Consider the following 12,675-nt stretch of genomic DNA (forward strand, 5'->3'; position numbering starts at 1 on the left):
GCGCGTATCATACTAGGTGAGTGAATTTTTGAAAGTGGATAAGAAATTTAAAAAGCGTTTTATCGCAGGTGCCGTTTGTCCAAAGTGCAAAGCTCAAGACAGTTTATTATTGTTTTTTGAAAATGGTGTTGAGCGCATTGAATGTGTTGATTGTGGTCACACTCAAAGCCAAACGGAAGCACAAGTCGCAAAAGCGGGTGTTAAACAAAACGACGTGATTGGCGTATTTAAACCTGAATAACCCAAGCTCACTTGTTATCCTACGTTCAGGCTAGTTAATACCAAGACGTAGGTTTGAATGCTGATTTGGCAGCACTAATAATGCGGTGGTGGTGTTTCTTCTGACATAGACGCGACAGCATCCGGCTGCATGCCTTTTAGTTTTTTCGCCAACAAACGCAAGGTATGTTCAAGCTCACTAATCTGGGTTTGTTGGCTGACTAAAGCTTGGTTAAGTGCTTGAATAGTATCTTCCTGAAAAGCTAACTGGGTTTCTAAATCATCAATGCGGTTTTCTAATTGGTCGGTCATGGTATTTTCCAGTATTCAGTAAGGCCTATCGAACTTTGGCTGACTATATACGGATATTCAGCATCAATTGCAATGCTTTGTATCATACCACCATCCACTGCACGTGACGATTTTGCTTTGACTTGCCAACTTTTTATTAACTGACCTGAGTCTAGTTTCCATAGATTAAGCTGTTGTTGTGAGTGGCCGGTGAGCAGGTAACCTTTTTCTGGATAAAAATATGCAGCACTCGTGTAAGTTTTGTCTAATCCCGTGAGCTGTGTTTTGACTGTACCTGACGTTAAATCAACAATTTGCAGTTCAGTTGTGGTACTTATAAAAGCCAATTCATCGTTAAGTATTTTGCCAAAATGAATGCGGCTGGGCATAGTGTACCTATATCTCACTTCACCACTTTGTGCCTGCCAATACAAAGCCGAATAATCATCTGCTACTGATAACACCCAGTCACCGTTGCCATCAATATCTAAGCTATTAACGCTGTGACTGTGACCATAAAACTCAAGGCGAGATTGTTGCTGCGGATTAAACACGATTACTTTTCCATCAGATTGTGCGATGAATATCGAAGTCGCGCTGTTATTCACCTTGATATCGCGGATTTTTGCATCTTTTACTTGCCAGTAGCCTAAATTTTTGCCACTGTGAGCATCCCAAAGTGCAAACGCACTAGATGCGGCGGTGACTACGTAGTGGTTGTTGCTCGCGATATGGGCCAAATAAATTGGATCGTTTAGCTGTGAACTTTGTTGCCATACATAGGTCAAAGTCTGTTTTTTCAGGTTCCAAAAATACACAGTATTGTCGTGGTTGATGCTGACACTATATTGTCCATCTTCGGATAAATATGAGTTCACGCTACCATGTGGAGCATGATTGAAGCTTATTTCAGCTGTGGCATGTGGCTTAGAACAAGCCAGCAATAGCTGAACTAAACACAAAAGCATGAAATGATAAATTATTGTTAATTTCATGGATTATTTATTGTTAATCGCGCAGATATCATTAGTATAAGTGGTTTTCTCGCTGAAATCTTAATGCAATTTTATTAGCTAAAGTGAAATTGGATTAAGGCTATAGTCAATTTGGAGTGTTATATATGCAAAAATTGGGAGTTGTGAGCGCATTGGCAGCGGCTTTGGTTTTGGCTGGTTGTGGTAAAGACGCAGAAGCAGATAAGGCAGCAAATACGCAAGCTAAAACTACTGAACAAACTCAAACAAAAGAGGCAGTAACTTTGCAAACTTTAAAAGAAAAACAAGCTTATGGCTTGGGTGTAAACTTTGGTACTCAATTAAAATCAACTGTTGAGCAAATCAATGGTGTTGGTTTAACTCTAGATATCGAAATGGTTAAAAAAGGTGTTGCTGACGCTTTAGCGGGTAACCCTGAATTAGATCAAGCGGCTATCCAAGCTGCATTACAAGAATTACAAAAAGAACACCAAGAATTAGACGCTGCTAAGCGTGCTGATGAAGGTAAAGAGTTCTTAGAGCAAGGCGAAGCTTTCTTAGCTGAAAACGCTAAAAAAGACGGCATTCAAACTACTGAGTCTGGTTTACAGTACGAAGTATTAACTGAAGGTGAAGGTGAAAAACCAGCTGCAACTGATACTGTAACTGTTCACTACACTGGTACTTTAATCGACGGTACTAAGTTTGATAGCTCTGTTGACCGTGGTCAACCAGCTTCATTCCCACTTAACCGTGTTATCCCAGGTTGGACTGAAGGTGTTCAGTTGATGAATGTTGGTTCTAAATACCGTTTCTACATTCCTTACAACCTAGCTTACGGTGAAAATGGTACGGGTAGCATTCCTCCATTCTCAACTTTAATCTTTGATGTTGAGTTAATCTCAATCGAAGGCTAAAAGAGGACATGGCACCACAGCACTTGAGCATAATTATCGCAAAAACGCTTAAATACATCCTTGTATCGCTCCCAAACGTCATCCATGACGATTGAAGTTTTGCTCTAAATTATCGCTCAATTGCTGTTATGCAGCTTTAATAAGCAAATAAAAAAGCGGACTAGTTAACTAGTCCGCTTTTTTAAAATCCCTGTGTGCTTGCTGTGTGTTTTGAGCTTTATTTTTACTTGATTAATTTAGCCTTTAAGCAACTTCTGAGTGCTTAGTAAACAAGTTATTGATTAGCTGATCTTCAAAATCAAATCTGTCTTCTAATGCTTGGCCTAAATCAGACAAGTCTGTATCAAAACTACCCCAGTCTGCGTTTTCATCTAGTTCTGCATAAGTTGCATCGAACTTAAGTGCGATATCTGTCGTCGTATTTATCTTAGGCCATAAGGTTTTGGCTAATTCTAAACTTTCACCACCATTGACTTTACACTGTGAAACAATATTATCGAATACTTCAAAGTGGCCTGCTGATAAGTAGTCTACAAGAACTTGGCAGAATTGAATAACTTCTTCATGACTAGGTAATTGACCTTTTTCCGCTTCAAATGGCGGCAACCCAGCAAGTTTACAGTAACGTACTAATAAATCTCTGCGTTCCTCTAACCAGCTGTCAATTATTTTATTAGCGCCACCGTATTTTTGTTGTGCTTTTTGCAATTCTGTCAACATAAATGATAATCACCTTTTGGCTTACTTCCTGAGTTGATATCTAACGACATCAGAGAAAAAAATGCAATACAGCAAAGGCAAATTAGTTAAAAAAGTGCTAAAAATTTAACAAAATATAAAGAAATGAAATATCAAAAAACAACAATGATAGATGAGTTGCGAATATGCTGATAAATACCCCAAATAAAAATGACTTTTCATCAGCTGCATATTGGGTTGTTGTTCAACAAGATGAACTCTGGTTGCAAGCATCAACACCTTGGTTGCCTTACGGCAGCGCAGACGAGTTGTTTGTTGACTTCAAAGCAAATTCGGCAATACAAGTGGGTGAACATGTAGGGCATCCAGTTTATATGGTTAATGCAGGCTCGGTGGTACTGGCTGCTGAATACCCTGCTGAGTTTATTGAATTTCGTGAGTTGATCACCCAAACTCAGTTGGAAGAACACTTGTTCTCAATCGCTGCTAAAGCGATTCAATTTCAACATTTTTTGTCTACGCATAAATTTTGTGGTCGCTGTGGCAAGCGCATGTATGCAGTTTCGTGGGAACTGGCGATGCATTGTAAACATTGCCGGCATAGATGTTATCCGCGTTTATCACCATGCGTGATAATGGCCGTGTTAGATGGTGACAAGCTATTGTTAGCTCGCGGCAAAAAAAGTCGTTCAGGGCGGTTTTCAATCTTAGCCGGATTTGTTGAACCAGGTGAAACTTTAGAGCAAGCTGTCGCTCGTGAAGTTGAAGAAGAAGTGGGCGTTAAGGTTAACAATATTCGCTATGTAGGTAGTCAACCTTGGCCATTCCCACATCAAATTATGGTTGGTTTTGTGGCAGATCATCAATCTGGCGAAATTAGTATAGATGAGCAGGAAATTGCTGAAGCAGCTTGGTATACTCTGGATGCTTTACCAGAAACGCCCGGTGAATATTCAATTGCAGGTAAGATGATTGGTCAGTTAGTCGAAAATTATTTGTCTGGTGGTCAATAATTGTTTGGTAAAAACAAAAAAGCCTTACAAATGTAAGGCTGAATGTTAGTGCTTGAGGTCCCGATTATTCGAGCTTCTGCTTGTTATCTTCACTAGCGCGACATATTTATAACAAATGTATAATTTTGATGCAACAAAATTATCTAAAAGAAACTTTTTATTTAAAATATTGCGCCACGGCGTGTGTTAACTGAACGTGAGTTGGGAAAAACAATGGCTGAACTTAAAAACAGAAGATACTTAGATGCTTTATTAAAACGCAAGGTAGACCGCACGCCAATTTGGATGATGCGCCAAGCAGGCCGTTATTTACCAGAATATCGTGCGACCAGAGCACAAGCGGGTGATTTTATGTCGCTGTGTAAAAATCCAGAGTTGGCTTGTGAAGTTACTTTGCAGCCATTGCGCCGTTATCCGCTCGATGCTGCCATTCTGTTTTCTGATATTTTAACTATTCCTGATGCTATGGGCATGGGCTTATATTTTGAAACAGGTGAAGGTCCACGTTTTACCAAACAGCTAAATGACTTAACAGATATCGCGGCATTGCCTGTGCCAGATCCAAATAAATCATTAAAATACGTGATGGATGCTGTTTCAACCATTCGTACCGCATTAAATGGTGATGTACCGTTAATTGGTTTTTCTGGTAGTCCATGGACGCTTGCGACTTATATGGTTGAAGGTGGTAGCAGCAAAACTTTCTCAAAAGTTAAACGCATGGGTTACGAAGCGCCAGAAGCGTTACACTTGTTATTAACTAAATTGGCTGAATCTGTTACTGAATACCTGAATGCGCAAATTGACGCTGGTGCACAATCATTAATGATTTTTGATACTTGGGGTGGGGTATTGTCTCCGCGTAACTACCGAGAATTTTCACTTGATTACATGGCAAAAATTGTTGATGGCTTAAATTTAGGCTCAGGTGATAATCGTATTCCGGTAACCTTGTTTACTAAAGGTGGCGGTCAATGGTTGGAATGGATCGCCGATACTGGTTGCGATGGTATTGGTTTAGACTGGACAACCGATATTGGTGAAGCGCGTCGTCGTGTTGGTGATAAAGTTGCGTTGCAAGGTAATATGGATCCATCTGTGTTATATGCATCTCCACAAACTATTCGTCAAGAAGTACAAATGATTTTAGATAGTTATGGTCAGGGTACTGGACACGTATTTAATTTGGGTCACGGCATTACCCCTGAAGTAAAACCAGAAAACGCTGAAGCCTTTATCAAAGCGGTTACCGAGCTAAGCCCTGTTTACCATTCAGAGTAAACTGCGCGTTCAATTCTGAAGTTTGTTTCGGCGTAGTCGTAAAGACTGCGCCGACCTTTATTTTTCTCCTTCCAATCATTTGTGACAACTATTAAGCTATAAACAATTCCCGATAGGAAACAGCGGCTTAGACAAATGAAAACGGAATCGACCTCAAACATCAAATTATTATTGTTAGCGCCTGCCTTGGCCGTGATTTCTGTACTCATTGCAGTTAGTTTTAATTTGAGCTTCACAATATGTGCCACTATAGGCATAACCACATTAACAGCTGTGTGGTGGATAACCGAAGCACTGCCAATTCCGGCTACTTCGCTGATACCCATAGCTCTGTTTCCACTGTTTGGGGTGATAGATCATAAAACCGCAGCATCGTCTTTGGGCTCTCATGTTATTTTGCTGTTGATGGGCGCCTTTATGTTGTCTGAAGGTATGGAAAAATCAGGTGTGCATAAGCGTTTAGCGGTTAACCTTATTCAGCTTTTTGGCGCAGATAATCCTAGGAAAATCCTTTTTGGCATCATGCTGACCTCGGCAATTTTGAGTATGTGGGTAAGTAATACCGCTACCACCTTAATGTTATTGCCTTTAGTACTGGCTTTGGCCGAAGGTTGTAATTCACCGCGTTTTGGCATTGTTTTGTTGTTGGGGGTTGCTTATGCCGCCAGTGTTGGTGGTATGGGCACTTTGATCGGCACGCCGCCAAATGTCATTTTTGCTGCAGTTTATCAGCAGCAGTTTTCTACTGAATTTAGCTTTTTGGATTGGATGAAAATAGGTGTACCCATAGTATTGATTGCCATTCCGTTAATGGCGCTGTGGTTGTCTCGTGGCTTAGACAAAAAAGTCGAGTTAACCTTACCTAAAGTTGGTGAATGGAGCCAAGCTGAAAAGCGGGTTCTGGGGATATTTTGCATTGTCGCTGCTATGTGGATCTTCCGCAGCGAACCTTTTGGAGGTTGGAGCGGTTTAATTGGTAACAATACAGTTGGTGATAGCACTATAGCATTATTGGGTGTTGCCGCGATGTTTTGCATACAAGGTACAAATCATCAAGGCGAAAAAAGTTATTTATTAGATTGGAACACGGCTAACCAAATTCCCTGGGGCATGTTGTTGTTATTTGCCGGTGGTATTTGTATCGCCAAAGCCTTTAGCCAAAGTGGCTTAAGTGAATTGATGGGGCAAGGCCTAACAGGTCTGGCGCAATTGCCAACTTATCTAATGATATTAATGATTTGTTTAGCTGTTACTTTTACCACTGAGGTGACAAGTAACACTGCAACAACAACTTTGTTGATGCCAGTGTTGGCTGCCGCAGGTGTTGCGGCTGGTATTGATCCTAAACTGCTGATGATCCCTGCTGCTATGAGTGCTAGTTGTGCTTTTATGTTGCCCGTAGCTACCGCGCCAAATGCGATTGTTTATGGTGCAGATAAATTCGATATAAAAACCATGATGCGTGAAGGTCTGGTCTTAAATTTAATTTTAGCCATGATTATTAGCTTGCTCTCGTTAACCTTACTCACCTAATAAAAATAATTTGTTAACTAGTTTAAAAAAATGTTGACACCGGTGGCACACTTGCTATCTAATCGCCTCGCCAAACCGAAATTTTTGTATTTCACTTTGTAGAAATGCTACCGGTGGCAAATTAACATACCGTGAAAGTCGTTAGAGACTGCTCAGTATCGTTTGAGTCAATTTTCATACAGGCGAGATACACAATGAGTTACCAAAATACCTTTAAATTATCAAAAGTATATTTAAGCATGCTTGTTGCTGGTGGCTTAGCTACCAGTACATTTGCACATGCGCAAGACAGCGAATCAGGTGCTGAAGAAGCAGCTGAAGTAATAAAAGTCACAGGTTTTAGAAGCAGCTTAAACGCAGCTTTGATGGCCAAGCGTGATACAGTCGGTTCAAAAGAAGTTATTTTAGCTGAAGATATAGGCAAGTTCCCTGATTTGAACATTGCTGACTCTTTAGCTCGCGTCCCTGGTATTTCAGTTGAAGAAGATGGTGGTGAAGGTCGCCAAATTTCTTTACGTGGTTTAGGTTCACGTTTTGTTAAAACAACCATAAATGGCATGGAATCGGCTGCGGCTGGTGGTGGCTCTGATGCTGCAGGTGGTTCGAATAAAGACAGAGCGTTTGATTTTAATATTTTCGCATCCGAGTTATTCACTCAAGTCGATGTTGATAAAACGCCTTCTGCTGAATTAGAAGACGGTGGTATTGGTGGTAATGTTAACCTACAGGCAGCACGTCCTTTCCAATACCAAGATGCGAAATTTTCATACAACGTTAATGCTAGATACAACGATATTGCTGCAGAAACGACTCCGCGCATGTCATTTATGGCTACAAAAAATTGGGATGATAAGTTTGGTGTGTTAGCTTCGGTTGCGTACTCTGAAGGTATTGTGCAATCAGAAGGGACGACAACGGTTCGTTGGACCAAATTAAATCCGAAATATGATGAAAAAGGTTCACTTGTTTCAGAAGGTGGTACTAACCATTTGTTGTCTATCCCGCGCACAATTATTAATTCTAATGATAGATATAGCGACGATGATTTAGATGGTTTATGGATGCCACGTATTCCTCGTTATTCAATTTATAGTCAACAACAAAAACGTTTGGGCGCAACTGCAGCTTTACAATATGCACCTATGGATAATCTGGTATTAAGTTTAGACTATTTGCACGCAAAGTTAGATACAGACGTAAATGAATACCAATACGAAGTGTTATTTCGCGATAATGCTGATAGCAAAGGTGTACTTAAAGATGAATATATCCAGTATGCACAAAATTTAGTTGTTGATGACAGAGGTGTTATTGTTGCTGGTGCATTCTCTGATGCAACTCTTCGTTCCGAATCTCGCAAAGACAAATATTCTTCTGAATTTAACCAATTGTCATTTAATGCTGAATGGTTTATCAGTGATGAGATGCAAGTTAAATTGTTAGTTGGTAAAGGTACTTCGGAATTAGATGTTCCTTACAAAGCAACTTTAGCATTAGATGCTGAAGATTCTTATGTTGCTTATAGCTTCGATTCTAGTATCGATCCGGTTGCGTTGTTAAATGAAACGCCAGATGGCTTAGGCCAAGGCGTGTTAAACAGTGATATGGCTTCGTTTGCTTTTGCCCCTTCACAAGCATTTTCAGAAAATGCAAATTACACCAAAGATTCACTTGGCCAAATTATGACTGATGGTACCAACTATCAAGTCGGTTTAGTGCGCCAAGAAGTTGAATGGATGGAAAGTGAAAACTCAACAATTAAGTTAGATTTTGTTTGGACTCTTAGTGACAATTTAACGTTTAAAGCGGGTGTGAATAGCCGTAGCTTTGAAACTGAATTTCATAATGCGCGCAACAACTGGAAGTGGGAATATGATCCAGAGGGTGAACCAGGTAAAACTCAAACAGCAGAAACCGGTGTAATAAAAGATACTAGTATTAGCCGAGTGAGTGCAAATTACGGCTCAAGTTTAGCTCAATTGGGTGAAGAATTTGGTAACTCAGCACAAGTGCCTAGCACTTCATCTTTAACCCAAGCGACTTGGTTTGCACCGGATTTTGACGCCATTTTAGCGGCGTATGGTGATGCACCATATTATCAACCTCGTTTACGTTTTGCTGAATCTTATCGTATTAAAGAGGAAGTTGATGCGCTTTACGCTCAATTAGATTTTAACTCTAGCATTGCGGGTATGGATTTACGTGGTAACTTTGGTGTTCGTTATTTAGACAATACTAATACTACTTGGAAAGTGAAGGCGGGTACTTATAGCACCTCGACTTATATGTTAAACGACCCATCAAAAGGTATCGAATTAACTGACCAAAAGAGTAGCGGCAAAGAATTGTTGCCATCACTCAACTTAGCGGTCGATTTAACCGACGATTTGGTCGCGCGTTTTAGCGCGTCAAAAGCCATATCTCGTCCTTCTTTAACTGATTTACGTCCAACTGTATCTATTAGTTATGGGGACACCGAAAGTTCTAAAGGAAAAATTACTGTAGGCGCGGGTCCAACTTTAGAGCCAGAAAAATCAACTCAATATGATCTTGGTTTAGAATGGTATTTTGCACAAGAGTCTTTATTGGCAGCTACTGTGTTTTATAAAGATATTTCTTTGTTAACTAAGCAAACTTCAACTAGAACAGTTGATTCAGCTTGGTTTGCAAGTGTGGGCGGCGACCTAGATGGTTGGGCATCAGACAAAGAATGGGAAGTAACTGAATTAAAGAACTCTCCAGCTGAAGGTATGTGGGGTTCTGAATTTATTTATCAACAACCTTTGAATATGTTACCAGCGCCTTTTGATAATTTAGGTGTTTTGGCTAACTACACTTATATAGATTTCAAAATAGATCAAACCAATCCGTTTACTGGCGAAACCTATAAAGTAGAACCAATCGGTACTTCTAAAAATACTTTCAATGCAACTTTATATTATGAAGATGATGTATGGGGTGCGCGTATTTCTTACAACTACCGTACTGCATATGCCAAAGAATTTACCGCGCGTAATAACGAAGGTAACTATGGTCGTGGTGCTGATGAAGTGGGTACATGGAAATTCTCTTCTAAATACGCGTTAAATGATGATATGTCGTTATCTTTCGAAATTATCAACTTAACCAATGAGAAGAAAAATACTTGGGTAGATACTCAATTACATTTACCGTACGAGAGTTATGTAAACGGTCGCCAATTCCTATTTGGTATCCGCGGTTCTCTATAAGTTAGACTTAAGCAGTTAAAAGTATAAAGGCAGCGTTCGCTGCCTTTATTATATGGTGTGATCAAATTAAATGGAGCTGGCGATTGGCGCCTGCTTTTACTCTCATTACAAATTTTTACATATTTTAGCTTGAGTAAGTATTTGAATGTAATTAATATTGTCGCGATTTTGAGCTCAGCGGAATTATAGACTAAGTTTTATGGTGCTGTGTTCTTTTATATGGCGTTAATTCTCAAGGATGAAACAACATGACACTGCTCTGTGTGTCTATCCCTCTCCTTATTTTTGCCCCCTATTTTTAGTTGTTGCGTACACGCAACTTTCATGTGTTTGATTAAGGACAAAATATGATTAAAAAAATCATCCCGATAGGACTTTCATCTCTAGTGTTAATAGCTCTGAGCGGTTGTGAATTGACTGATGAAGAGAAAGAAAAACTGAATGATGCGCAAGTTGATTTGGAGCAGCTTGCTGACCAAATTATAATTACTTACCCAGCCAACAATGCAACTATCCTTGAAGGTATTACTACGGTTAGAGCTGATATACCAGCGGCGGCACAAGCAAAAGAAGTTACTTTATATGTCGATGGTATCGAGGTCGCCAAAGATACTGATGGCGCTCCGTGGGAAATTCAGTGGCCTGCATATTATTGGGCCGATGGCCACGAGCATACACTGCTGTTAAAAACAATTACTGAGGGCGGTAACGAGGTTAGAAACAATCAACAGTTTCAAGTTAAGGTAGACGTTACGGCCAACAAATTGCTGTCATTTGAGCAAGGTATTGATGGCACAGAGCTGAAAAATGTTGATTCTTTGGCTGTGCAATTTGCAGCTTTTCCTGGCTCGAGTAAGTACGAATTAAAATACGCGAATCAAAGTGACGAAAGTGTAATTGAAACTAATGAGCTGCAAGCCAATCTCACTGAATTGCAGGTAGGTGAATATACGGTGAGTTACCGAGCAATTATGGATTATTCTAGTCTAACTAGTATGACTGGTCCTTGGAGTGACGCTATTAATTTTACGGTTCAGCCTCCTGATTTACCAGTTATTGAAGAAGCTGAAGTCACAAGTGATTCTGGTAACTATAACTTGTTACTTTCGTGGGAAAATTTAGGAGAAAATAATACTTACCAAGTTCATTTGGAAAGTGTTGAAGATCCTACTAATGTAACGATTTACCATGATATTCAAGCAAACGAGTTGTCCATCTCCAATGTGCAGTCAGGTAAATATCAGTGGCGGTTAACACGCACCAATTCGCTTGGTCATAATTCGTTACAATCTGACGCAAACTTAATTAATGTTGGTGTGTTCACCAAGTATCTGGGCGGTAGCCGAAGCGATTATTCAAAACAAATTATTCCATCTCAAGATGGTGGATACATCATTTTAGGTTGGACCAAATCTTATGAAATTTCAGATAGTGTAGATTCACAAGGAGACGACTGGATTATTAAGCTGTCTAGCCAAGGGGATATTGAATGGCAATATATTTCTAATGCTAGTGGTAGGAACAGATTTGAAGATATTACTGAGCTAGAAAATGGCTCGATTGTATTAGTTGGACAAGACTGGTCGACAAGCCAAGCTGTTGCATTGAAATTGGACAAAGATGGGGTAGTTGAGTGGGAAATTACTTATCGTCCTGAAAATGTATCTGAACGTTATGATTTTTTAGAAGTGGTCGAAATACAAGGTAAATTATATGTTGTTAGCGCTGAATGGGGACAGGGAAGCTGTGATAGTTGTATTAGGAGATCTAATTATTATTTACATAGCCTATCTTTAACTGATGGAACGGTTTCAGAGCAATTTATCATACCTAGCATTGATGGGGTTGTTATTGATTCTGTAAACGAATTTGCCAAAACAAGTTCTGATTCTTTATTAATTGCAGGTTCCGCGCTTCCCGTCAGTGATATCGATAAGTATCACGTTGAGAGCGGAGCATACATGCAAATACTTAGCCCTGAATTATTGCAACTAGTTACTTGGGATAGTTTTGATGAATATGCACAAGGAAATGTTAGTGATGCCGTTGAATTGTCTAATGGTAAATATGCAATTGTTGGGCAGGTCGTTTTTAGTGCTGAACCACATATTACTATAGTGAATAGTGACGGTACAGAGCATAAAAATTGGAGTGGTGATTATGAAAAAGATTATTATAGTGGAGCATCTGTTTTTGCTGGTGACAATGGCGAAGTTTATGCCCTGTTTGAAGATCTGGATAGCGACCATTTAAAAATTATGGCCTTTGAAGAAAATTTAAGTTTGGAATTTGAGGAATACTTATTAGGTTTCAATCAGTATGTCCACCCTTCAGGAGTAATCAAAAATAGCGATGGCACTTTTACTTTATTGCTTCGCGAAGCTCAAGATGGTTCTGACAATTACGATATAGTAATCACAAAGGTCAAGCTAGATTAGCAATAATTTTTCACGCAGAGACATAATTAATGTTTTGAGTACGCAAACTCTAGCTCCAATTAAACGAGGCTAGAGCTTGC

10 protein-coding genes are annotated in these 12,675 nt (G+C 39.7%); 7 read left to right on the forward strand and 3 right to left on the reverse strand.

The annotated features are described in order from the left end of the window. Positions 1–34 precede the first annotated feature (34 nt). Entirely contained in the window at positions 35–241 is a 207-nt protein-coding gene (locus ACMZOO_RS10735) for a YheV family putative zinc ribbon protein (RefSeq protein ID WP_440903341.1), read from the forward strand. A 74-nt stretch (positions 242–315) separates the two neighbouring features. Here ACMZOO_RS10735 and ACMZOO_RS10740 read toward each other — a convergent pair whose 3' ends face one another. Together ACMZOO_RS10740 and ACMZOO_RS10745 are read right to left on the reverse strand one after the other, a co-directional pair. Continuing rightward, a complete protein-coding gene (locus ACMZOO_RS10740; protein ID WP_016954411.1) occupies positions 316–531 on the reverse strand; it encodes a SlyX family protein in 216 nt (71 codons plus the stop codon). Then, positions 528–1,505 (reverse strand): WD40 repeat domain-containing protein, encoded by a 978-nt coding sequence (locus ACMZOO_RS10745; RefSeq protein WP_440903342.1) that lies wholly within the window; start codon positions 1,503–1,505, stop codon positions 528–530. The genes ACMZOO_RS10740 and ACMZOO_RS10745 overlap by 4 nt, the downstream gene beginning before the upstream one ends. Positions 1,506–1,630: 125 nt before the next feature. On the opposite strand from ACMZOO_RS10745, the gene ACMZOO_RS10750 reads away from it, so the two are divergent. Further along, positions 1,631–2,401, forward strand: coding sequence for an FKBP-type peptidyl-prolyl cis-trans isomerase (locus ACMZOO_RS10750; RefSeq protein ID WP_016954409.1), 771 nt, complete (start codon positions 1,631–1,633; stop codon positions 2,399–2,401). A gap of 243 nt (positions 2,402–2,644) precedes the next feature. On the opposite strand, the gene ACMZOO_RS10755 is transcribed toward ACMZOO_RS10750, so the two are convergent. Further along, complete coding sequence (locus tag ACMZOO_RS10755) at positions 2,645–3,121, reverse strand: Rsd/AlgQ family anti-sigma factor (RefSeq protein ID WP_016954408.1); 477 nt, start codon at positions 3,119–3,121, stop codon at positions 2,645–2,647. A gap of 164 nt (positions 3,122–3,285) precedes the next feature. Between ACMZOO_RS10755 and nudC the strand changes: the two genes are divergently transcribed. From nudC to ACMZOO_RS10780, 5 genes are all read left to right on the forward strand, one after another. After that, a complete protein-coding gene (gene nudC, locus ACMZOO_RS10760; protein WP_440903343.1) occupies positions 3,286–4,113 on the forward strand; it encodes an NAD(+) diphosphatase in 828 nt (275 codons plus the stop codon). 213 nt (positions 4,114–4,326) lie between these two features. Then, positions 4,327–5,394, forward strand: a complete 1,068-nt coding sequence (hemE, locus tag ACMZOO_RS10765) for a uroporphyrinogen decarboxylase (protein ID WP_016954406.1) — start codon at positions 4,327–4,329, stop codon at positions 5,392–5,394. A gap of 135 nt (positions 5,395–5,529) precedes the next feature. Then, complete coding sequence (locus tag ACMZOO_RS10770) at positions 5,530–6,927, forward strand: SLC13 family permease (RefSeq protein ID WP_440903344.1); 1,398 nt, start codon at positions 5,530–5,532, stop codon at positions 6,925–6,927. A gap of 194 nt (positions 6,928–7,121) precedes the next feature. Continuing rightward, complete coding sequence (locus ACMZOO_RS10775; protein ID WP_440903345.1) at positions 7,122–10,157, forward strand: TonB-dependent receptor; 3,036 nt, start codon at positions 7,122–7,124, stop codon at positions 10,155–10,157. A gap of 347 nt (positions 10,158–10,504) precedes the next feature. Then, positions 10,505–12,595: an Ig-like domain-containing protein gene (locus ACMZOO_RS10780; RefSeq protein ID WP_440903346.1), complete on the forward strand. Its 2,091-nt coding sequence runs from the start codon at positions 10,505–10,507 to the stop codon at positions 12,593–12,595. The last annotated feature ends 80 nt before the right edge of the window (positions 12,596–12,675 follow it).

Source organism: Catenovulum sp. SX2 (assembly GCF_052056295.1).
Taxonomy (GTDB): domain Bacteria; phylum Pseudomonadota; class Gammaproteobacteria; order Enterobacterales; family Alteromonadaceae; genus Catenovulum.

Bases quoted from the DNA above. Each gene is read 5' to 3' on its own strand.
- ACMZOO_RS10740 (WP_016954411.1), bottom strand. From the start codon at position 531: ATGACCGACCAATTAGAAAACCGCATTGATGATTTAGAAACCCAGTTA.
- ACMZOO_RS10745 (WP_440903342.1), bottom strand. From the start codon at position 1,505: ATGAAATTAACAATAATTTATCATTTCATGCTTTTGTGTTTAGTTCAG.
- ACMZOO_RS10750 (WP_016954409.1), top strand. From the start codon at position 1,631: ATGCAAAAATTGGGAGTTGTGAGCGCATTGGCAGCGGCTTTGGTTTTG.
- ACMZOO_RS10755 (WP_016954408.1), bottom strand. From the start codon at position 3,121: ATGTTGACAGAATTGCAAAAAGCACAACAAAAATACGGTGGCGCTAAT.
- nudC (WP_440903343.1), top strand. From the start codon at position 3,286: ATGCTGATAAATACCCCAAATAAAAATGACTTTTCATCAGCTGCATAT.
- hemE (WP_016954406.1), top strand. From the start codon at position 4,327: ATGGCTGAACTTAAAAACAGAAGATACTTAGATGCTTTATTAAAACGC.
- ACMZOO_RS10770 (WP_440903344.1), top strand. From the start codon at position 5,530: ATGAAAACGGAATCGACCTCAAACATCAAATTATTATTGTTAGCGCCT.
- ACMZOO_RS10775 (WP_440903345.1), top strand. From the start codon at position 7,122: ATGAGTTACCAAAATACCTTTAAATTATCAAAAGTATATTTAAGCATG.
- ACMZOO_RS10780 (WP_440903346.1), top strand. From the start codon at position 10,505: ATGATTAAAAAAATCATCCCGATAGGACTTTCATCTCTAGTGTTAATA.